Source organism: Candidatus Nanosynbacter sp. TM7-075 (genome assembly GCF_022828255.1).
In the GTDB taxonomy this organism is placed as follows: domain Bacteria; phylum Patescibacteriota; class Saccharimonadia; order Saccharimonadales; family Saccharimonadaceae; genus Nanosynbacter.
In genome coordinates, this window is record NZ_JAJQJW010000002.1 from 167,258 (window position 1) to 188,339 (window position 21,082).

The window sequence follows — 21,082 nt, forward strand, 5'->3', positions numbered from 1 at the left end:
TTGAAAATAACAAACATCTCTGTTACAATAGCAACTGAGTTAATCTAAAATTGCTTCAAAAAGGAGAGCCAGAGATTAATAAATCAATCCGTATCAACGGAGCAATCCGTGCAAGAGAACTGCGGATAATTGGTCCTGATGGCGAGCAACTAGGAATAATGTCGCTTAAAGAGGCTTTAAGTAAGGCCAACGACATGAATCTTGACCTAGTTGAAATATCACCGGGAGCCAATCCGCCAGTTGCTAAAATCATTGACTGGGGTAAATACCAGTATCAAAAGATGAAGGATCAACAGAAGAATCGGCGTCAAGCCAAATCTGGAGACCTAAAGCAAATGCGCTTCGGTCTAAAGATAGGAGCTGGAGACCTAGAGGTCAAGCTGAAGAAGATCCGTAAATTTTTAGAGGGCGGACATAAAGTTCGTATACAAGTGGTCTACAAAGGTCGCGAAATAGCCCATAAAGAGATCGGCTACGAATTGATCGACAAAATCATGGAACACCTTAGTGAGGACGCAATATTAGAGCAAAAACCTCAGATGGCTGGTCGCAATCTGAGTGTAGTAATAAGGAGTAAATAATGCCAAAGCTAAAGACCCACAAAGGCACTGCGAAGCGTATCAAGCTGACCAGCACCGGAAAATTGACCCGCCAGCGCGCATTTGGCGGCCACTTGTTGGCTAAAAAGTCAAAAAGTCGTAAGCGCGCAATCAACACAACAGCAACAGTAACTGGTTCGATGGCTAAGAACGCCCGTCGAGCAATGGGAGTATAGTTATGCGAGTAAAACGAGGAGTTGCCGCACGCGCTAAGCACAAGAAAATCTTAAAAGCAGCTGAGGGAATGCAGCATAATCGCACCAGAAGTTTCCGTCTTGCAAAACAGGGTGTTATTAGAGCTCTACAGTACGCCTACCGCGATCGCCGAAACAAGAAACGCGATCTACGCGGTCTATGGATTACCCGAATCAATGCAGCCGCTCGACAAGAAGGCACAACTTACGGCAAACTTATAGCTTCTATGAAATCTAAAAACATTGAGATTGATAGAAAAATATTAGCAGAATTGGCAGTTAACGAGCCAAAAGCTTTCGCTGAAATAGTAAAAGCTAGTCTATAGTCGGAAAATCTACCAATATAAAACACCCTGACATTATGCGCAGGGTGTTTTATTCATAGTCTGCCTATAAGCCGGGTTCTGTCTAGGGCAATCATCTATCTAGTTTGCTTGTTGCCAAACAAATCAAGCGGTTATCGATCTGCGGACGGATAATCCTATTTGCAAATCTCCTTGCAGCCGACAGGGTTTACCTCTCGTCTATGTCGCCATAGACGACTGTGGGCTCTTACCCCACTCGTTTCACCTTTTCCATCGTATATAAAATACGAAGGTAGTTTCGTTTCTGTGGCACTTTCCCTAGAGTTGCCTCCGGTCGCCGTTAACGACTGTCGTATCCTTCGCTGCCCGGACTTTCCTCTTAAGTATAACTTAAGCGATTGCCTAACAGACTACATGATATATTATAGCACTAAACCCCAGACTTGTCTGTGGGCGCTAGATATTCCCCGCATAAATGCAAGGTGGGTGCTCGCAACTTATTGCCACGACAATAAATCATTAAAGCTCCCTATTGTATGATGTTAGGAAAATCATACGCGCCCACGGATAAATCCAGGGTACACTCCTATTATACACCAAATATGTTCATAAATACACGCAAAATTGCCTGAATACAGCCCGACATAACCTGCCCGATTACATCAGAGAACAGCACAACTATAATCATCACCAAAAGAACGCCGTTTTGCTCAATTTTTTGCATAACGCCCCTGACGCTATCTGGCGCTACGGCATACAGTACTCTAGACCCGTCCAGAGGTGGAATTGGTAGCATATTAAAAACAAAAAAACCCAGGTTCACCGATACAGCGGTAGAAATAATCAGTCCAAATATCGTAGACTGTACTGTTCCAACACTATTAATAACGCCACTAAACACTCCGACGCCAAACGCAATAAAGGCGATTACTAAATTAGTAATTGGACCAGAAAGAGCAACAAGAGCCGCCCCCCAATCGCTAAAACGGACTCTATTTGGACTAAATGGAACAGGTTTAGCTCCTCCAAAAACTGGAGCATGCAGTATCGCCATAATCAAAGGAAGCAAAATAGTCATCACAGGATCGATATGTCTTATGGGATTAAGTGTCAATCTCCCCTCTTCTTTTGCGGTATTATCACCCAATGCATATCCCATAAAAGCATGCATAGCCTCGTGAATAGTCATAGACAATAATATAACAATCAAAACTATTATTATTTCTAAAATCATAAGTGTTATTATAGCATCAATACACGATCTTGACTAATTACACAAATGTCGCTACAATAATAAGGATTGTTATTAATAATAAAGTAAAGAGAGTGGAAATGGCATCACGATGTGATTTAACAGGCAAAGGCAAGCAGCATGGCAACAACGTCAGCTTCTCCCTGCGCCGCACTAAGCGTGTTTTCAAACCAAACCTTCAGAAGAAGACTTTTGTTGTTGACGGTCAAAAAATTACCATGACTTTAAGCACGAAAGCTATTCGCACCCTGAAGAAAAAAGGTATTTTGAGCGCAACTGCTGATAAGTAATCGCTAAATCAAATTTTAATAAAATAACTCCGATTGTATTATCGGAGTTATTTTTAATTCAACGAGAAGACCCTAGCTTTTCGATATCTGAACAACCGTTAAATTATCCGGCAAGTCCGTTATTTTCTTTAGCTTCCACTTTGGACCAGCCTCAACAACTGGAGCTCCTAGATTTTTTACAAACTCATCCACACCATCCTGTGGAACTTCATAATGCAGAGTAGTGTCATTGTAATGCACCGGAATCACCACCTTAGGATCCAATTGACGAATTATTGAAGTTGCTCCCATTGCGTCTAATGTGTATCCATTTCCACCGACAGGTAATATTGCAAAATCAACAACACCTATATTTTCGAGCTGATCATCAGTTAGTTTATTCTCAATGTTACCAACAACCACTCCCTTAGATTCACCAATCGTAATTTTATATATTGTAGATTTTTTAACATCATCCGCAGCGTCGATATGTCGGCGCGCTGGAATTCCTAATAACGAGACATCTCCGACTTCATATTCACCTGGACCCGAAAATAGTAGTCTTGGTGTAGAATCCACAACAGCAAACCGATCCTCCGTAACCACTTCTACGTCATTATTCACAGAAACATTTTTTCCTCCGACAATCTCTAAATTCGGATCAAATACCACACGAAGTTTCTTTGTGGTAATAATAACAGCATTTGCTCCTTTATACTCTATTTCAAACATACCTACTCCTTTCTCATTATATTTTCCGTATCTACTAATACAGAGTGCTTGTTTCTTACGATATCCATTATAAACCTATCTTTGACACTCATCCTATAATAGAAATCATCATAAGATATTACTGCATAATTTATTTCTATTTTTCTATCTTTTTCGATTTTTTTAACAAGATTTTTTATAGTTACGGCAGACATATCATCGCCGACCAATAGCAAATCAACGGCAGAGCTTGATCCGACTACTAATTTCCCCGAAATAATAGCCAATCTTAAACCTCTCATTCTCCCTAAAGAATCTTTCCAGGAAACACTACTTGCAGCACCCGTGCCGCCTTCTGTACTTTTATCTGAGAATATAGCTGCAAGCGGCTTAATATAAGGATAGTCTTCGTTTACACTATAGTACAGTTTATTATCAATAGCATCTTGCTGCACTATGCCTACAGACACCATATTAGCTAGCTCTCGACGGACGGAGTTTATCTGCTCATCGATCATCCTAGTAATTTCCCTCACATAAAATGACTTTTCTGGATTATTCAGAAAAAGATGTAATAATTTTACCCTAGTTTTTGAACCAAATAATGAATCAATCATTGTACTATAATTGTAACATATTTTTTACTTACTATCTAATACTCGAGATAAATATTGTTCACACGAATGGACATCTCCCCATTCAATAAATGGGTTTCGCCTAAACCACGTCAACTGACGTTTTACTAAGCTTACATCACTAACAATAAACTCCTGAATAGCCTGATTTTCGTCTATTCCTTTCTCGATTAATTTCTTAATAATAGGATAAACATTACCCGTCATAGCCTCATTACACCACCCGGTATTATTGGCTAGTCCTATTGTTTCTTCTACAACACCGTCCTTGAACATTTTTTTTGCTCTATCTGTAATCCTCCGTTTTAATAGTTGTTTACCTGTGGTAATTCCGACAACGATAGTATTATTCAATGGAGCCTCCAGTCCAGACGGCTTTTCATCGGCTCGCTCAATAGCCCTAATTAGATATCTTTTATTTTTACTATTCTCCGGCAGGGCTACATCGTGATTGACGCAGTATTGTTGAAGTTCAGATATCGTCATTTTGTGTAAGTTAGCTCTCTTTTCTTTGCTGGATTTACCTCCAAATTGAAAATCAAATATAACAGAATCAATATACAACCCCGTTCCACCAACAAGAAATGGAATATTTCCTCGACTTCGGATTTCTTTAATCTTTTGACAGGCATAGTCCTTAAATTGCGACACACTGAAAGAATCTCCTGGATCTACTAAGTCAAGACCCCAATGAGAGACCCCTTGCCGTTCACCCAAAGAAGGCTTAGCTGTCCCAATATTCATACCACGATAGACAGTCCTACTATCAGCGCAAATTATCTCTCCTCTATACTTCTTTGCCAATTGTATAGCTAATGACGTTTTGCCGCTAGCGGTAGGACCAACAATTACAATTAGTGGTAGGCGACCTTCATCAACGCCATTATCTAATTTTATAAACCTATCCAATTAACTCAACCCTACAAAGATTTTATATACTCAGCGAGCTGTTCCAACGATATTTTTTCTTCGCCAGATTGCGTGCGAGCACTAACCTCGTTAGCCTCCATGTCCTTTGGTCCTACGATAAATTGAACAGGTATCTTCATAGAGGTAGCTTCCCTAATCTTCTTGCCTAATGATTCATTTCTAGAATCTATTGTAAATCTTACATCGTTATATCTAACTGGCTCCATGAGGGTAATGTCTGATAATATAGTTGTTATTTTATCAACATATTCTAACACTGCGTCGTTAATCGTCAAAATACGAACCTGTTCTGGAGCCGCCCAAAACGGAAACCATCCGCCAGTGTGCTCTATAAACACACTTAAGAATCGCTCAATTGATCCCAATAAGGCGCAATGAATCATAACTGGTGTTGTAAAATTGCCATCAGTATCCGCATATTCCAAACCAAACCTTTGTGGTTGCACGAAATCTAGCTGCACGGTTGCAACTTGATGCTCACGGCCAATTGCATCCGTTGCCATAAAGTCAATCTTTGGACCATAAAATGCCGCCTCACCCTCTTGTTCAAAATAATCCAAGCCTACTTTCTCAACAGCAGACTTTAACTGGTTCTGTGCGGAATCCCATAGACTAAGGTCGCCTAAATACGAATCAGACTCGTCACGATAGCTTAATCTAACCCTGAGCTTCATATTGATTGATCCATACAGCTCACGAGCGGCAGATAATAAATTATTAATCTCATCCTCAATCTGATCAGTGCGACAAAATATATGACTATCATCCTGTGTTAATGAGCGTACACGGTTCAATCCGCCCAGCTCGCCAGTTTTTTCGTCGCGATAATCTGTTGTCGTCTCCAAATATCTTACTGGCATATCACGATAACTTCGCGGTCGTGAGGCAAAAATTTGCGTATGATGCGGACAGTTCATAGGCTTAAGAGCCATCTCGTCACTAGTTTCTTGGCTCTTAACTAAAAATAATTCCTCTCCAAACTTAGCCCAATGTCCCGATGTTTCATATAAATCTTTTTTCGTAATATGAGGCGTCCAGACCTTTTCAAAGCCAAACTTCTGTCTCAGCTGGTTCGAATATTGAGCCACTATATCTCGTAAAATCGTACCGCGAGGAGTAAACAAAGGTAAGCCAATCCCTACCAGAGGAGAGGTTGTATACAAATCAAGCTCCTTGCCTAACTTGCGATGATCTCGCTGTTTTGCAATTTCCAACCTATTCAGATATTCATCCAGCTCTTCCTGTGTAGCAAACGCTACGCCATATATTCGCTGCATCTGTGGATTATTCTCATTGCCTCGCCAATATGCTCCAGCTGTCTTAGTAAGCTTAAATGCGCCAACTTTTCCAGTGCTATCCGCATGCCCACCTCTACACAAATCAGTGTAATCACCCTGAGAATATAAAGAAACAGTCTCGACTTTACTATCGCCATCAGACACAGATCCCATTTTTTCTCCAGCCAATTCGCTAGCAACGGTAGTACCGAATCTCTTAAGATCGTTCAGTAGTTCCACCTTAAATGACTGATCTCCCTTTATAGCCCAATCAATAGCCTCTTCTACCGACACATCACGCCTCTCAAATGGATAATTAGCCGCTACGATCTTTCGCATCTCCTCTTCTATCTTCGGAAGATCAGCTTCAGAAATTGTCCCGTTGTCAAGATAAATATCATAGTAAAAACCATTGTCGATAGCCGGTCCCACGCCAAACTTCGCCTGAGGCCATAAATGCTGAATAGCCTGTGCCATAATGTGCGCTAGGCTGTGTCTCATAGATTTTAGTTCTTCTTCACTCATATCAATATTATACCACGCTCCTTGATAGTAGGCATCTGTTATGATAATATTATTATATCTGGGCGATTAGCTCATTTGGCTAGAGCGCTTCATTGACGTTGAAGAGGTGAGAGGTTCGAATCCTCTATTGCCCACCAGATACGACGATTGTATAACTCTTTATCAGTTACTGATGAAGAGTTATTTAATGTCGTAAAGGAGTATAGAAAATGACCAAACCTACACGTTTGCCATACAGACCTTGACTTTATTTGATAAGTATGTTAGAATTTAGAGCATGAGTAAACATGACTCACCTAGTTTAAGCACAAAAAAGCCGCAACACTGTTCTTTATTGAGCAAAACCAAAATTCACTACGAATATAACAAGAAGATCAACGAAGAAAGATCTATACTTAATTAAGTTACCAGATTTATAAAGTAATCGCCTCTAAAACGAGGCGATTTTTATTTTACACAGCACTTTTCCACTGGATTTTTTTATAGTTGTATGTCAATATATTGATATGATATGCATAAAATGTTTTCACGGAAAAACCCACGTAACAAATTCTCGTCAAAATAAAAAATACCCAACAACCTGGCGTAGACATATATGCGACCAATGCGGCTATTCTTTTACAACCTACGAAAAGCCCGCGATTTCCCTCGTTGTCACATCACAAGATGGCAAGGAAGATAATTTTTCTATAGGAAAACTAATGCTTAGTATTGCGCGAAGTTTTAATCATAACGAAAAATTGGCAGGTTCATATAGCTACGACTTGGCCAATACTATACAAGATAAATTAATACACCTACAAAACAAATCCGCGATATCATCTCAACACATCGCCGAAATAACCCACTCAACATTACAGAATTTCGACCAAATAGCCGCACTGCAATACGCAGCACAACATAATCTTATTATCTCTCAGAGGAAGAGGCGTCGTGGTCGCCCTTCTTTTTCTTATTCTGAGCACGGCTCTGATCGTTCATCTCTACAGTAGTCTTCTCTGTCACATCAAACTTATCAAGATATTTACCAAGCAAAAGATGTGTTTGGGCATTATACGAGGCCATTGAACTGTATACTATAGCAATTACAGGCATCAGAGCCCATTGCAGGACCATTAATATATTCCTACTCTTTTTATATCTTTCTGGGCGCGGAGGCAGAAGTTTAAATGATACGAAAATTGAAACCAGAATACCCACCATAGCTATCTGTTGTATTAAGCTAACCGTATCCGGCAGTTGATGTGCGGCAACACTACGAGCAGCCTCACCATTCAGCACAAGCGGCGCCCACCCGCCAAAAGCAACAATTAGGGCAATACAGGCCTGTGTTACATGTCCATCTAACAACCTTATGAACCTGGCTAGACTAGGCCAAAATTTTACTGTTCTATTTTTATTGAATACGTTATTACCAACGTATGCCACATCTGAAGCCCCGTAGCTCCAACGACGCAACTGAACAAATTGCGCCTTCAGCGTCTTTTTATATCCATTAGACAATACCGCATCCTGATAAATTGGTACAAAAATCGGCACAACCTCATAATTACCATCAAAATAGAAATAGCTTCTCCAGTACTGATGCCCATCTTCAACAATTGTTCGCGTACTCCAAAAGTTCATCTCAACGAGAGCATTCATTGGTTGCGAATGTGACGCAAAGTTACGCAAAGAATATGGGCGCATAGAGCTTATAATATTCCAAAATGAATTCCCCGTTGCCACTACTCGCATTGGCGCAGGAACATCCCATATATTATTAGTAAACAAACATATAGGCTGAAACGATAAATGTTTTCTGTCTTCATGAGTAATATACTCATATGTCACATAATCAAAGTAATACTTATGTGGCTTATTATCACAATCCATTGTTGTAACAATAACATCAGAAAAAGCTATTTCTTCCTGTTGTAAATATTGCTCCAACCACTTGCCTGCATACGTGATGTTTCCACCCTTACCAACTACCTCATTTGGTAGATCTTTTGGATGTTTTACAATGTGGAAAGAATGAAAGTACTTACCGTATTTCTTTTTCAGTATTTTAGCTGTTGTATCAATATCAACGCCACCACGTTCTTCGTACGCAAAAACTATAATCAGACGCTTCTTATCATATGTTGTATCTAAAACTGATTTAAGAGCAGGCTCAATCACTTCTATACTCTCGTTGTATGCAGGCATAATAAGAGCGTTGTAAATATTACTTGGCTTAGGATAGTATCCATCTTCCGCAGCAGACATGAATCTTAGGTTATCTACGTGTTGTTGATATAACAACTCCTTAGATTGACTATCTCTCAGCCTAGAGTATGCCTCTTTCGGATCTTCCAAGTCGGACAATCGCCTATTCCAGTCGACTTTTGACGCTTTTTCCATATTGCCATAGCCAGTAATCACCCTGTAGCTGATTGCTATGGCTTTCACAAACGCAGCTAGGATTATAGACAGTAAATAAATTGACGCCAGAACAGGACTTAAAATAGACAAAACAATCAAAAGAATAATAGCCCCGTAGCTCAATATCCCAGGAAGCATCTCAAGAAAACGATATTTTTTTGTTCGTTTACCAAGTGGGATTTCAATGTCCATGTATTATCCTATCGATGCAATTTTAATTATAGAATAGGCTAAAATAGCTAAAATAGCTAAAATACCCAACGTCAACCATAAAATAAATATAGCCAAGCTTCGTTTCTCTAGTGAAATTAACTTGACACTTAGCGCAGAGTGACCAAAAACTATCATAAACGCCAAAGCAAAATAACTAAATAGACTAGACCAATGACTCCTATAAAAATTCGCATCACCATACGTAGTGTAGCGCGTAATAACCTGAGCTTCGCTATGTTTTATTGATGATCCTAAAAATATAGATATAACAATAGCCACAACAACGTTAACGATCAAAAGAGTTGCCACAGTCCTGTCGCTAAAAACAATTTTTATCGATTTCTTTATAGTGTCTTTCATAAAATGGAGCCGTTGACTGGGCTTGAACCAGCGACCTGCTCGTTACGAATGAGCTGCTCTACCAGCTGAGCTACAACGGCAAACTCCTTAGTAAATTATAGCAAAAATAGGAGTTTTTTCAAACTAGATAGCCTATTTATCGATAGAAATGAAATATTTTACTTTATTGTTATTTTTTAAGTAGTTAAACTGGCTATTAAATTCAGTCAATGGAACTTTTACATAAGAGTAATTTACGGTATTGCCTTCAATATTATTAAGCGTCACAAAATAATATCCGTCACCTGAAAGAGTCTTTATAGGACCTGAAATTTTACCCCTTGTTAACGACATGGCCGCTTTCGTTAGACCTCCGTCAGAATTATCCGTAGAGACAGATAGATCAAATACAGGCTGCACTTTGTCACCCATTTCCGTAGAAATATCCTTTAATGATTTACCCTCTTGCAACCTCTTCTTAGTGTCAGACACTAGGTTATTAGCTGTCTTATCAATCTTAAAAGACACTTCCTGCTTTAACAAAGTATATTTCATAGCAGTTTTTAGCTCATCCATTGACCAATGAAGATTGTCTTTCACTACAGACTCATAAGCGGACTGTGATAGCTTGCTAGATTCCTGCTGTTTTTTGATAAGATCTTGAACCTTTTTATCATCTACCGTAATATTATTTTCTCTCGCAAGTTTTTTGGCATATGCCACCTCTAATGCCTTATCTATGGACTGGTTTTGATAGAACTTAACTTTGTCCTTTTGATCTGCTTGCCCCTGAGACTGCAATACTGCCAACGAACTACGATGATACAATAAATAATCGCTATACTCAGCATTTTCTCCGTCAATATTAGCCACAGGAAGAGGTAAAATCTTAGTTATCCTATATGCGATATCACTTGTATCTTTCCAGACATACAACTGTGCCCAACCAAGAGCAATGAAAACAATCAGAATAACAACACTAACGAGCATCGTTATCCATACCAATCGACGTTTGGTGTATTGGATGGGATATTTATGCTTACGACCAGCCGCCAAAACCTTCTCGCGATGCTGAGCTACTGTGTCGTTTGTAATTCTCTTAGGCAGCTCCTTTGGTTGTTTTTTATCTTTACGGTTCAATAGATTCTTCATTGATATCCTCCTTCTTTGTCGAAATTTCCACTGCGTCTTGTAATTTATTATAGATCTTATCTGGATGTTCTACGTTTTTTATAACAAGATCTCCAACAAAAGTTTGAATAACTATTGTACCAAACTTAAACATTTCTCCGCTAAATCCCGGGATACTATAACTAATATTCTGGATCTTTGACAATTTCAGCTCAATGACGTCTTTGCCAAAAAATCCATGTTGAGTAATCTGACGAATTCTCTGATCGGTAACAATATAGTAAGTATAAAACCACATCAGAAAATGATAGAAAAAGAGCATCAAACCAAAAATAAATCCACCAACAAATACCCATAAAAGATTCAAATTATCTTGCCAAATTAAAAAAGGCAATGAACCAAGCGTCATTGATCCTAGAAGCAGATAAAATCCTTTTCTCATAGCGATTATGTGACGACGAAACACAAACAACAGTCGCTCTCCGTCACGCTGCCCATCAAATTGTTTATCTTTAATTTGCTCTGTCATATATATGGTACCCCGGGCAGGAGTCGAACCTACAACCTTATCCTTAGGACGGATCTGCTCTATCCAGTTGAGCTACCGAGGCATACAACCATTATACCACGGTAACTCTCAGGAAAGACTAGCTTAGCGAGTAAACTTTTCACTTAGTGTGTGATAATTTACCAATTCTTCCGGCTTGAACCAGTGCTCGATCTCACGAACAGCCTCATCTGAATCGCCAGATGCGTGAATCAAATTTGGAACTCCCTTTTGGCACTCATCTGCATAGCCAAAACTAATGTGCGAGTAATCACCGCGAATCGTCCCCATGTCAGCCGACTTAGGCTCGGTTGGACCAACAATCTTCCTAACAACAGCGACAGCTTCAACACCCTCTAGTACCATTGCTATAACTGGACCGTCCATCATCATATCTAATGTTATATTCAAAGTATCCTCGCCTCGACGAGTAGCCAATTTACCGATGTCCTCGTAATGAGCATAGTAATGATCCCTAGATGGTGATGTCATTTTTACACCAACTATTTTTAGACCAACTCGCTCAAAACGTTGTAAAATTTCCCCAACGATACCTCGTTGAACTGCGTCAGGCTTAAAGACAATCAACGTCCTCTCAACACCACAGTAGTTTTTTTCGCTTTCTGCCATAGATACTCCTCTGCTTATTATTTTCTAATATAGTAGCAGAAATAAATAATTTGATAAACATATTCATTAGCGATAGAATAAATATTATGTTTATGTCAGAAGCTTTAACTGATTTTTTAGAGCACCTAGAGGTTGAAGGTGGGCGTAGTCAAAAAACCATCATAAATTATCAACTATATCTGGAGAGATTCATTGATTTTGCTGGCGATATAGATGTTGAGAAAATTACATCAGAACTAATACGCCAGTATCGCCTTTGGTTAAACCGTTATAAAAATGACAACACTGGCGAAGAACTGTCTTTAATTACCCAAAGTTATCATCTTATTGCATTACGAGGTCTGCTAACCTACCTTTCTCGTCGTAATATCAAAAGTCTAGCGGCCGACAGAATTATATTACCCAAAGTAGTCCGTAAACAAGTGACTTTTTTACAATATGACGAGATTTTACGTATGATCGATCAAATACCAACCGATACAGAATCTGGGCTGAGAGATCGAGCAATTGTTGAGTTACTATTTTCCAGCGGACTGCGTGTTTCAGAATTGGTCAATTTAAACCGAGATCATATAAACCTAAAGAGGCGCGAATTTATGGTGCGAGGAAAAGGACAAAAGGATCGCCCTGTTTTTATTTCAAGAAGTGCTGCCGAACATATATCGGCATACCTGGAAGCTAGAACAGATAATCTACCCGCTCTATTTTTAAGCTATAGCAAACGCCACGCAACCCCCAACACCTCCGGAGACTACCGCAGGTTAAGCGCGCGTAGTATTCAGAGAATGGTTGGTCAATATGCTAGACTGGCTGGAATTACAAAACACGTAAGTCCACATACTATGCGCCATAGCTTTGCCACCGACCTACTTATGAACGGTGCAGACTTGCGCTCAGTCCAATCAATGCTGGGACATAGCAATATATCAACAACACAGGTATATACGCACGTTACCGACCAGCATCTGAAAGATATTCACGACCGATTTCATAGCGATACAGAAGCTTAGCTTATGGCTTACATCGACCTGAGGTAGCAGATCCGCCGCCAGATACAGAGAAGTCTTTGCATAGACTATTCTTTAATTCAATCGCATTGTTAGGATATGCGAAATCGTCTCCTATTTGCAATCGAGCTTCAACTCTTCTAAACAAATCACTTGCCCGCCCCGTGGAATCGACAATTGGCTGGACTCCATCAAAATTGACAATCGTTCCGTCGGTTTTCTGGAGAGAAATCTTCACACTACCACCTTTATATATAGGTAATAACCTTAAGAACGCAGTTTCGCTACCGGCTGGAATCTCATCAACATCAATCACCGCCTTACACGAATATTCGCCAGAAAACTTGAATGTCTTACTGCAAGAAACCACACTTGTTCCATTATTATGTTCATTCCCGTCAGTTGCGCGTGGATGATCAGAAATCTTACCAGAAACAGCAGTACCATTCTGACCCGCTACGTCTGACCTTAAAACGTTCGGTCGTAAGAAAGAAGTGACACCAGTTGAATCTAAAGACGCTAAATTAAAGGTGGATCCTGGATTGATAAGCTGCACGCGCATCAATTGTGGCGAATTAGCATTCCAGTTGTTTTTCGTCGGCAAATCCCCAGAAGTGGATATTTCAGTGTTAGCGGCGTTGGCGCCATTCAAATTGCTCTCATCATCGCGCCTATACCATTCGATAGATATCTTGTTGAATGAACCAGTTGCGCGTAGTGGCACAATTTGAGATTTTTCCTCAATAGACTTATATACAAAATCTTGAGATTTCATAGTGATTTTTACACAAGTATACGCTTGATCAAATTTTTTACCCGCATCTGTACCAGTTTTAATAATAGTTTCGCCAGAAGAGCTACCTCCGACAACACCAGATGCCGCGACCATATTACAATTAATTGGACCATTCAGCACTCCTGCCGCCTGAATATTCCCCGTCTGGGCGGCACGTACTACACGCTTAGCATCCTCAACCCCAGCCAAAGCCGCGTCATAAGCACTCTGCGACAGATCATTGTTCGAGGACTGCCGCTGATCCATAATCATCAACTTGATAAAACCAATAGTAACAATAGTCAGCAACATCGCGCCAAATATGACCGCAAAAAGAGATACAGCACCCGATTGTCGCGTATTTTTACCCATTTGTCCTCACAATCATCTCAAATTTATTTATAGCACAGAACTCAAAATTACTATCATCTTCAGTCGGAGCCTTACAGGAAGAATTCCTTATCTCGCTCATCTTACTCGTTCCCAGCGTAAAGGTCAACTTATATAGCGCCTCCCTTGAACTATCTGAGGTAATTTTTTCTAGCGTAACTTCGTGTACACCAATTGAACCGTCACCGCTATTAATATTCCTGAGCAAATTGGACGATTTCGCAAGATCGACGGTTTCTGGATATTTGCCAGAAGCATCTTTTTTACATAATCCACTATCCGCATCAACTACGCGCACCAAATTCACTGGATTACCATTAACCTTAAACAGACTATTTCCGCCCAACAGGCTAGGATCGTCCAAATACTTTGGATTATTCCACACATAAGAATGAGAGCCAAGGCAAAGTCGACCAGTCGACCAATTGCTATTATTCGGCACCCTCAAGCCAGTAGTGTCAATCTTTTCAGCATTCGCCTGAAGAAAATCGCGTCGAATCGTATCTGAAATATCTCGCCCCGCTTGATTAACATCACGAAGCACAATACCTCTGCTATACATTTTTCCCGCTTGAATACCCACCATAGCAATCGACAACAAAAGAACAGAGATAAAACTCATGGCGAGCATCAATTCGATAAGTGTAAATCCTTTTTTATAGCCCCGAATCATACAACCTCACAATCGTACCAATAGTCGCCGGCATTTTACCGCCAACTGGTATCCAGCACGCTTTTATGTACGCATCATATTTATTGCTATCCCTGCTCCCGACAGTCGTACTTGGTTTAACTAATCTAACAGATATTCCATACGTTTTTTTAGTATCACTATCAACCCGCGCGTATGTTTCTGCCGCTTTATAATCTCCAGGATTGTTCAATATACTAATCTTCGAAGCGAGCGAAGGTGTTGCAGCCAATGCAAACTCTTTCGTAGAAAAATCATCAGGACATTTTTCGGCACCCAAATTCCCTTCATTCCCATTAACAACAGAAACGCTCACCGAATTATTGTCTACCAATTTCCTCCAAGTGCCATTTTTCATATCATGCGCATATCTTAGCATTTCAGCCTGAGCGTCAATCTGTTGGCGAACCAACGTCGTCTCCAAAGAATACTGAGCAATAGCCATCCCGCGATTCATGGTTTCTAATGCAATAACGGCGACTAGGCTAAAAATGGTTACTCCAAGCAACACTTCGACAAGCGTGTCACCTCTGTTAAGCTTACGCATCAGCACAACCTCCTGTCGCATTACCCATAACTATAGCATCAGCAGAACCTGCGTGTGATCGTAGAAAAATAGATAATCTCTCTCCCGGTAGCCAGCCGTCATCATAAACACAAATTTCCCTCTGTTGGCGCTGCTCGCCAGCAGATTGCACAACTCCAGCACTATTTTTATTGTTGACGAAATCAGTTAAATTGTCACCGAATCGACTCGTGTCAGTTCTAATATCCAACTGCCCCGTCTCTGGATGGCGGTACATCAAAATAGAAATATACGCACTATCCTTAGCTTGATTAGAGAACCTAGTTTTTGCTTGCCAATTAACGATATATTTATCAGACTCAGCACCACGTTTATAAGTCCACGCGCTACCCTTATCTGACCTATAGGCATAAACTGGATAAGCTTTGTACAGATTACCGTCCGTTGAGCCCAGAGAACCTTCAGTGGTAATATAGCGACCGACAATCACACAATCGGATTGTCCACGTAGAGTTTCAGCTCGACCATCAGAGCCCTCAATTGGACAAGTGCTCTTAGATCGCTCATTCTCAACATTGACCACCTTCGAGTACTCATTTCGCAAAAAACCAGCATAAGACTGCACTGAATCGCGATATTGCTGGCGATTAATTGACATACTTACGCCGATCATCAACATAGAGGTGAGCAAGCCAGAAATAGCCACAAACAAAATCACTTCAATTATAGTAAAACCTTTTTGTTTATTGCCCATCACTTCTCCATTATAACATAAGCGTTTTTTACTTAGACAATAAGAAAGCCCCATTCTAAAATTTGTCGGCTAAAGAACCAAGCGAGTAAAAACCCTACGATAAGCAATGGGCCGAAGCATATCCGTGAAGTTGCTTGCAATTTTCCTCGCATCATTGATGGCAAGACAAGAAGCGTGCCGATAAGATTTGCGATAAATAAAGCTGCAAACGCCAAAAGCCAGTTTCCTAAGAACAAACCCAGTCCAAGTCCAAGCTTAACATCACCGAAACCAATCCAAGTTTTATCTTCCCCGTAACGATATTTCGAGAATAAATATAGCATCATATATATTCCGCTCAGAATTGCGATCGACCCAAATAACGTCATCAAGCTTTTTGAAAAATCGCCAGGTAAACATACTTTTATTCCCGCAAAAATAGCGCCAAGAATGATAAACGGAATATTAATTACATCTGGAAGAAGTAGCCATCTGAGGTCATAAACAAATAAAATCGCCAGCAGCACCAAACTTGCCAACCACAAGACCAGCAACGCGACTTGCCAGATATCCGTCAATGATCCAGACCAAAAAGCCACGGATGCAACAAATAATCCAGCCATCACTAGTTCTAGCAAGATTTCCGTCCAACCGATAAATGCTTTGCAATATCTGCACCGCCCCAATCCAGCGACCCAACTTACCACCGGAATCAAATCGTACCACTTAAGCTCATGTCCGCAAGATAAACAGCGAGATCTATCTTTGGAAATTTTTTTTATCAATGGAGATAATTTCTTTAATTCCTTTTGGTCAACCTTTTCTCCAGCTTTTTTATCTTCCACCAATTGACGAGCCCGCAAGCGCCAAATTTGCGCTCCAGCGAAACTGCCTAAAATAGCCCCTAAAAATCCCACTAGTACAAACTTAATCATACTTCTTATGGTAACAAAAAACCATAAAAAAATCAGCCCCATACCGAGGCTGATTCGTAATTTATCTATAGATTATACGTCCTGGCAATACAATTGCTTTTGAGAACCGTTATTTTCCAATAGAACTACAACTGCTGCGTTGCGTGAAGATCCGTTTTGCAAAGTTATATTTGCTGGATCGTCAGCAGATGGAGCTGGCGTGCTAGCAGGACATTTCTTACCTCGCATAACCTTAATTTCATTACCAGCAACCGACATTGATGATCCAGTCGCAGCAACCTTCAGTTCTGAATTTTTATCATACTGATCAAGCTTATCGACATACTTACGTAGAGACTCTTCATTGAACGTACCGCCGTTACGGTTAGCTGAATTCCAATTGGTAATAGCTGCAGCAACTGTTGAAGCGTCGTTCTTCCTTGACTGGTCGTGCTGACTACGCCGCAAAGCTGGCAATGCGATAAACACCATCGCAAAGATAAGTCCAGCAATAGCCAAGACTAGGACGACCTCGATGATTGTAAATCCTTTTTTATTATCTTTTTTTGTCATTAGATTTCCCACCTTTCTATGGTTTACCTATATTTACGCAAAAATGCTTAAGTTTATAATACACTAAAAATATAAGTCAGTCTAGCGAATATTGATGTTGCCGACCAAACTATAAATTGGAAGCAAGATAGCCGCGACCATCGTACCAGCAACTATAGCCAAGAATACCATTAAAACTGGTTCTATCGCCGTCGACAAGGCGCGAATCTCCTCATCAAGCTCATCTTCATAAACAAGCCACGGATGCAACAAATAATCCAGCCATCACTAGTTCTAGCAAGATTTCCGTCCAACCGATAAATGCTTTGCAATATCTGCACCGCCCCAATCCAGCGACCCAACTTACCACCGGAATCAAATCGTACCACTTAAGCTCATGTCCGCAAGATAAACAGCGAGATCTATCTTTGGAAATTTTTTTTATCAATGGAGATAATTTCTTTAATTCCTTTTGGTCAACCTTTTCTCCAGCTTTTTTATCTTCCACCAATTGACGAGCCCGCAAGCGCCAAATTTGCGCTCCAGCGAAACTGCCTAAAATAGCCCCTAAAAATCCCACTAGTACAAACTTAATCATACTTCTTATGGTAACAAAAAACCATAAAAAAATCAGCCCCATACCGAGGCTGATTCGTAATTTATCTATAGATTATACGTCCTGGCAATACAATTGCTTTTGAGAACCGTTATTTTCCAATAGAACTACAACTGCTGCGTTGCGTGAAGATCCGTTTTGCAAAGTTATATTTGCTGGATCGTCAGCAGATGGAGCTGGCGTGCTAGCAGGACATTTCTTACCTCGCATAACCTTAATTTCATTACCAGCAACCGACATTGATGATCCAGTCGCAGCAACCTTCAGTTCTGAATTTTTATCATACTGATCAAGCTTATCGACATACTTACGTAGAGACTCTTCATTGAACGTACCGCCGTTACGGTTAGCTGAATTCCAATTGGTAATAGCTGCAGCAACTGTTGAAGCGTCGTTCTTCCTTGACTGGTCGTGCTGACTACGCCGCAAAGCTGGCAATGCGATAAACACCATCGCAAAGATAAGTCCAGCAATAGCCAAGACTAGGACGACCTCGATGATTGTAAATCCTTTTTTATTATCTTTTTTTGTCATTAGATTTCCCACCTTTCTATGGTTTACCTATATTTACGCAAAAATGCTTAAGTTTATAATACACTAAAAATATAAGTCAGTCTAGCGAATATTGATGTTGCCGACCAAACTATAAATTGGAAGCAAGATAGCCGCGACCATCGTACCAGCAACTATAGCCAAGAATACCATTAAAACTGGTTCTATCGCCGTCGACAAGGCGCGAATCTCCTCATCAAGCTCATCTTCATAAACCTGAGCGGTCTTACCCATCATCTCGTCAATTTTACCTGATTGCTCACCGATTTTAATCATCTGCGGCACCATTGCTAGGAAATAATCTTCATTAGATAAAGAAGCTGAGAGCGCCTTGCCACCTTTAACCTTATCCGATGCGCGAAGTATGCTTTCACTAATAATCACGTTATTAACAGCGTCAGCCGTAATACGAAGCATATCAAGCATTGGCACGCCAGTTCTCAGAAGAACTTGACCAGTCCTGGCAAATCGCGCCATGTACATTTTCCTAAACATCCCTTTGAACATTGGGACATTAAGCTTAAAGGTGTCTTTAGCCCTAATTCCCTGTTCAGTTTTCAGATATTGTGCTAGGAAATAACCGCCGATAATCATTGCCAATATAACAAGCCACCAAAGACTACTAAAAAAGTTCGCCGTTTTAATCATCATAAGAGTCACAAATGGCAACCCCTTATTTAAGTCACGATACAGACCCTCAACTTGCGGAACAACTGTAAACAACATAAATCCGACAACTAAGATAATCACTACCAAGACAATTGACGGATACATCATAGCACCCCTAATCTTACTCATCATAGCAGCCTCTTTTTCCTGCTGAGCAGCTAACCTCTTAAGCGAATCATCCATCGTACCTGATGTCTCACCAGCCGAAACCAAAGCTACATAAACTTTATTAAAAGCTTCTGGATGCTTTGCGAACGAATCAGACAAGGATTTACCGCCTTCGACGTCAGAGATAATTTCCTGGACTATTTCCTGCATACGCTTATTCGTAGTCTGCTCTTGAACTGTTCGAAGACTTTGCGCCAAAGGTAGCCCTGCCCCAATAAGTGTAGCCAGCTGACGAGTAAACACAACCCTATCCTTAGTGGTGATTCTACCAGAAAACCTCGCAAAGAAATTTGTTTTATCGTCTTGTAATTCAATTTTTAACGGCACAAAACCCTGAGCCGTCAAGAGCTTCGCGGCGGCGTTTTCGCTATCAGCCTGAACAACTGATTTAACGATTTTATTACTTGCGCTATCTCTGGCTTCATAATTGTATTTTTTCATTTATTACCCCCTCATCAACCTCTCAAATTCCGTCAAATCGACAGCAAACTCACGAGCACTATCATACGTAATAGTACCGTTCTGCACCAAATTGACCAAAGTTCTATCCATCGTCTGCATTCCCTGGTCAGCACCAGTCTGAATCACGGCATCCAATTGGTGAGATTTACCTTCACGGATAATGTTGCGCACCGCTGGATTAGCAATCAGAACTTCTGCCGCCACGACTCGTCCACCGCCGATAGCCGGGACTAGTCGCTGCGAACAAATTGCCATCAAGATATTACTGAGCTGAGCGCGAATCTGTGGCTGCTGGTGCGGTGGAAATACGTCAATCATACGGTCAATTGATTGTGCGGCGGAGTTCGTGTGTAGCGTCGCAAACACCAAGTGTCCAGTTTCGGCAATTGTAATCGCTGCTGAAATCGTCTCGAGGTCGCGCATCTCACCAATCAACACAACGTCTGGGTCTTGGCGAAGACTCGAGCGCAAAGCTGCAGAGAACGAATAAGTGTCGTAATGAACTTCCCGCTGAACTACCACTGATTTTTTCGACTTGTGAGTAAACTCGATAGGGTCTTCAATGGTAATAATATGTTGTGAGCGTTCAGAATTGATCTTATCAACCAGCGCCGCCAAAGTTGTTGACTTGCCAGAACCAGTTGGACCAGTAACCAACACCAAACCGCGAGGAAAATCCGCAAACGTATTAACAACTGGTGGCATACCCAGTTCAGACGCCGACTTAATTTCATTTGGAATCAAACGTAGAGCTGCAGCCAAATTGCCACGCTCATGAAAGGCATTAACTCGGAATCGCCCCAGTGTACCAAACGCAAACGAAAAGTCGAATTCCTTATCTTTTAGCAAAATCTGTCGCTGATCTTCATCAAGAATCTGAAATACCAATCTCTCAACCGCGGGCTCGTCCAGTGGCTGAGTTCCGGCGGCTGGCATAAGCGCACCGTCAATTCGTAGCATCGGCGGCAAACCAACTTGAATATGAAGGTCTGAAGCTCGCTTCTTAACAACTTCTTCCAGTAAAATCTCAATTCGCAATTCTTGATTATTCATGCTTCCTCCTT

At 40.7% G+C, this 21,082-nt stretch carries 27 protein-coding genes, 3 tRNA genes and 1 other RNA gene; 7 read left to right on the forward strand and 24 right to left on the reverse strand.

Annotation, left to right across the window (positions count from 1 at the left end; all coding sequences use genetic code 11):
* The first annotated feature begins 50 nt into the window (after positions 1 to 50).
* The 3 genes from infC to rplT are packed head-to-tail and all read left to right on the forward strand — an operon-like array spanning position 51 to position 1,119.
* On the forward strand, positions 51 to 581 hold the full coding sequence (gene infC, locus LRM42_RS02375; protein WP_243816607.1) for a translation initiation factor IF-3: 531 nt from the start codon (positions 51 to 53) through the stop codon (positions 579 to 581).
* A complete protein-coding gene (gene rpmI / locus LRM42_RS02380; RefSeq protein ID WP_129743559.1) occupies positions 581 to 775 on the forward strand; it encodes a 50S ribosomal protein L35 in 195 nt (64 codons plus the stop codon). Before infC ends, rpmI begins: the two co-directional genes overlap by 1 nt.
* Before the next feature lie 2 nt (positions 776 to 777).
* On the forward strand, positions 778 to 1,119 hold the full coding sequence (gene rplT / locus LRM42_RS02385) for a 50S ribosomal protein L20 (protein WP_129743558.1): 342 nt from the start codon (positions 778 to 780) through the stop codon (positions 1,117 to 1,119).
* A gap of 51 nt (positions 1,120 to 1,170) precedes the next feature.
* Here the strand turns inward: rplT and rnpB are convergent.
* Positions 1,171 to 1,512, reverse strand: an RNA gene (rnpB, locus tag LRM42_RS02390) — RNase P RNA component class A.
* A gap of 175 nt (positions 1,513 to 1,687) precedes the next feature.
* Positions 1,688 to 2,332: a site-2 protease family protein gene (locus tag LRM42_RS02395; protein ID WP_243816608.1), complete on the reverse strand. Its 645-nt coding sequence runs from the start codon at positions 2,330 to 2,332 to the stop codon at positions 1,688 to 1,690.
* Between the two features lie 98 nt (positions 2,333 to 2,430).
* On the opposite strand from LRM42_RS02395, the gene rpmB reads away from it, so the two are divergent.
* Positions 2,431 to 2,640 (forward strand): 50S ribosomal protein L28, encoded by a 210-nt coding sequence (gene rpmB / locus LRM42_RS02400; protein WP_243816609.1) that lies wholly within the window; start codon positions 2,431 to 2,433, stop codon positions 2,638 to 2,640.
* Between the two features lie 72 nt (positions 2,641 to 2,712).
* Here rpmB and LRM42_RS02405 read toward each other — a convergent pair whose 3' ends face one another.
* Genes LRM42_RS02405 through thrS form a run of 4 tightly spaced genes read right to left on the reverse strand, consistent with a single transcriptional unit; the run spans position 2,713 to position 6,697 of the window.
* Positions 2,713 to 3,351 (reverse strand): MBL fold metallo-hydrolase, encoded by a 639-nt coding sequence (locus LRM42_RS02405; protein ID WP_243816610.1) that lies wholly within the window; start codon positions 3,349 to 3,351, stop codon positions 2,713 to 2,715.
* 2 nt (positions 3,352 to 3,353) lie between these two features.
* Positions 3,354 to 3,947, reverse strand: coding sequence for a hypothetical protein (locus LRM42_RS02410; RefSeq protein ID WP_243816611.1), 594 nt, complete (start codon positions 3,945 to 3,947; stop codon positions 3,354 to 3,356).
* A 24-nt stretch (positions 3,948 to 3,971) separates the two neighbouring features.
* Entirely contained in the window at positions 3,972 to 4,874 is a 903-nt protein-coding gene (locus LRM42_RS02415; protein WP_243816612.1) for a tRNA (adenosine(37)-N6)-dimethylallyltransferase, read from the reverse strand.
* A gap of 11 nt (positions 4,875 to 4,885) precedes the next feature.
* On the reverse strand, positions 4,886 to 6,697 hold the full coding sequence (thrS, locus tag LRM42_RS02420) for a threonine--tRNA ligase (RefSeq protein WP_243816613.1): 1,812 nt from the start codon (positions 6,695 to 6,697) through the stop codon (positions 4,886 to 4,888).
* 60 nt (positions 6,698 to 6,757) lie between these two features.
* Between thrS and LRM42_RS02425 the strand changes: the two genes are divergently transcribed.
* A tRNA-Val gene (locus tag LRM42_RS02425) sits at positions 6,758 to 6,834 on the forward strand.
* 369 nt (positions 6,835 to 7,203) lie between these two features.
* Positions 7,204 to 7,689 (forward strand): NrdR family transcriptional regulator, encoded by a 486-nt coding sequence (locus LRM42_RS03980; protein ID WP_445083038.1) that lies wholly within the window; start codon positions 7,204 to 7,206, stop codon positions 7,687 to 7,689.
* Here the strand turns inward: LRM42_RS03980 and LRM42_RS02430 are convergent.
* The 7 genes from LRM42_RS02430 to LRM42_RS02460 all read right to left on the reverse strand — a co-directional run bounded on the left by LRM42_RS02430 (position 7,607) and on the right by LRM42_RS02460 (position 11,963).
* Positions 7,607 to 9,295 carry a glycosyltransferase family 2 protein gene (locus LRM42_RS02430; protein ID WP_243816614.1) on the reverse strand — a complete coding sequence of 563 codons (1,689 nt, stop codon included), beginning with the start codon at positions 9,293 to 9,295 and terminating at the stop codon, positions 7,607 to 7,609. The two genes, LRM42_RS03980 and LRM42_RS02430, sit on opposite strands and share 83 nt — an antisense overlap.
* 3 nt (positions 9,296 to 9,298) lie before the next feature.
* Positions 9,299 to 9,676 carry a hypothetical protein gene (locus LRM42_RS02435; protein WP_178143152.1) on the reverse strand — a complete coding sequence of 126 codons (378 nt, stop codon included), beginning with the start codon at positions 9,674 to 9,676 and terminating at the stop codon, positions 9,299 to 9,301.
* A 4-nt stretch (positions 9,677 to 9,680) separates the two neighbouring features.
* Positions 9,681 to 9,756, reverse strand: a tRNA-Thr gene (locus tag LRM42_RS02440).
* 52 nt (positions 9,757 to 9,808) lie between these two features.
* Positions 9,809 to 10,807: a SurA N-terminal domain-containing protein gene (locus LRM42_RS02445; RefSeq protein WP_243816615.1), complete on the reverse strand. Its 999-nt coding sequence runs from the start codon at positions 10,805 to 10,807 to the stop codon at positions 9,809 to 9,811.
* Positions 10,785 to 11,315 (reverse strand): PH domain-containing protein, encoded by a 531-nt coding sequence (locus LRM42_RS02450; RefSeq protein ID WP_146554927.1) that lies wholly within the window; start codon positions 11,313 to 11,315, stop codon positions 10,785 to 10,787. The genes LRM42_RS02445 and LRM42_RS02450 overlap by 23 nt, the downstream gene beginning before the upstream one ends.
* 5 nt (positions 11,316 to 11,320) lie before the next feature.
* Positions 11,321 to 11,397, reverse strand: a tRNA-Arg gene (locus LRM42_RS02455).
* Between the two features lie 41 nt (positions 11,398 to 11,438).
* Complete coding sequence (locus LRM42_RS02460) at positions 11,439 to 11,963, reverse strand: nucleoside-diphosphate kinase (RefSeq protein ID WP_129743549.1); 525 nt, start codon at positions 11,961 to 11,963, stop codon at positions 11,439 to 11,441.
* An 86-nt stretch (positions 11,964 to 12,049) separates the two neighbouring features.
* On the opposite strand from LRM42_RS02460, the gene xerA reads away from it, so the two are divergent.
* Entirely contained in the window at positions 12,050 to 12,973 is a 924-nt protein-coding gene (xerA, locus tag LRM42_RS02465) for a site-specific tyrosine recombinase/integron integrase (RefSeq protein ID WP_243816616.1), read from the forward strand.
* Position 12,974: 1 nt separating this feature from the next.
* Here the strand turns inward: xerA and LRM42_RS02470 are convergent, their stop codons facing one another.
* The 11 genes from LRM42_RS02470 to LRM42_RS02520 form a co-directional block, all read right to left on the reverse strand.
* Complete coding sequence (locus LRM42_RS02470; RefSeq protein WP_243816617.1) at positions 12,975 to 14,117, reverse strand: hypothetical protein; 1,143 nt, start codon at positions 14,115 to 14,117, stop codon at positions 12,975 to 12,977.
* Entirely contained in the window at positions 14,110 to 14,808 is a 699-nt protein-coding gene (locus LRM42_RS02475; RefSeq protein WP_243816618.1) for a PilW family protein, read from the reverse strand. Before LRM42_RS02475 ends, LRM42_RS02470 begins: the two co-directional genes overlap by 8 nt.
* Positions 14,792 to 15,373 (reverse strand): type II secretion system protein, encoded by a 582-nt coding sequence (locus tag LRM42_RS02480; protein WP_243816619.1) that lies wholly within the window; start codon positions 15,371 to 15,373, stop codon positions 14,792 to 14,794. Before LRM42_RS02480 ends, LRM42_RS02475 begins: the two co-directional genes overlap by 17 nt.
* On the reverse strand, positions 15,366 to 16,106 hold the full coding sequence (locus LRM42_RS02485; protein ID WP_243816620.1) for a type II secretion system protein: 741 nt from the start codon (positions 16,104 to 16,106) through the stop codon (positions 15,366 to 15,368). The genes LRM42_RS02480 and LRM42_RS02485 overlap by 8 nt, the downstream gene beginning before the upstream one ends.
* 32 nt (positions 16,107 to 16,138) lie before the next feature.
* Positions 16,139 to 17,020 carry a prepilin peptidase gene (locus LRM42_RS02490; RefSeq protein WP_243816621.1) on the reverse strand — a complete coding sequence of 294 codons (882 nt, stop codon included), beginning with the start codon at positions 17,018 to 17,020 and terminating at the stop codon, positions 16,139 to 16,141.
* Between the two features lie 72 nt (positions 17,021 to 17,092).
* Positions 17,093 to 17,572 (reverse strand): type II secretion system protein, encoded by a 480-nt coding sequence (locus tag LRM42_RS02495; RefSeq protein ID WP_243816622.1) that lies wholly within the window; start codon positions 17,570 to 17,572, stop codon positions 17,093 to 17,095.
* 81 nt (positions 17,573 to 17,653) lie between these two features.
* On the reverse strand, positions 17,654 to 17,821 hold the full coding sequence (locus LRM42_RS02500) for a hypothetical protein (protein ID WP_243816623.1): 168 nt from the start codon (positions 17,819 to 17,821) through the stop codon (positions 17,654 to 17,656).
* Complete coding sequence (locus LRM42_RS02505; RefSeq protein WP_243816624.1) at positions 17,799 to 18,149, reverse strand: prepilin peptidase; 351 nt, start codon at positions 18,147 to 18,149, stop codon at positions 17,799 to 17,801. The genes LRM42_RS02500 and LRM42_RS02505 overlap by 23 nt, the downstream gene beginning before the upstream one ends.
* Positions 18,150 to 18,221: 72 nt before the next feature.
* Positions 18,222 to 18,701, reverse strand: coding sequence for a type II secretion system protein (locus LRM42_RS02510; protein WP_243816622.1), 480 nt, complete (start codon positions 18,699 to 18,701; stop codon positions 18,222 to 18,224).
* Positions 18,702 to 18,782: 81 nt separating this feature from the next.
* On the reverse strand, positions 18,783 to 19,997 hold the full coding sequence (locus LRM42_RS02515; protein WP_243816625.1) for a type II secretion system F family protein: 1,215 nt from the start codon (positions 19,995 to 19,997) through the stop codon (positions 18,783 to 18,785).
* Between the two features lie 3 nt (positions 19,998 to 20,000).
* Positions 20,001 to 21,071, reverse strand: a complete 1,071-nt coding sequence (locus LRM42_RS02520; RefSeq protein ID WP_129632198.1) for a type IV pilus twitching motility protein PilT — start codon at positions 21,069 to 21,071, stop codon at positions 20,001 to 20,003.
* Between the last annotated feature and the right edge of the window lie 11 nt (positions 21,072 to 21,082).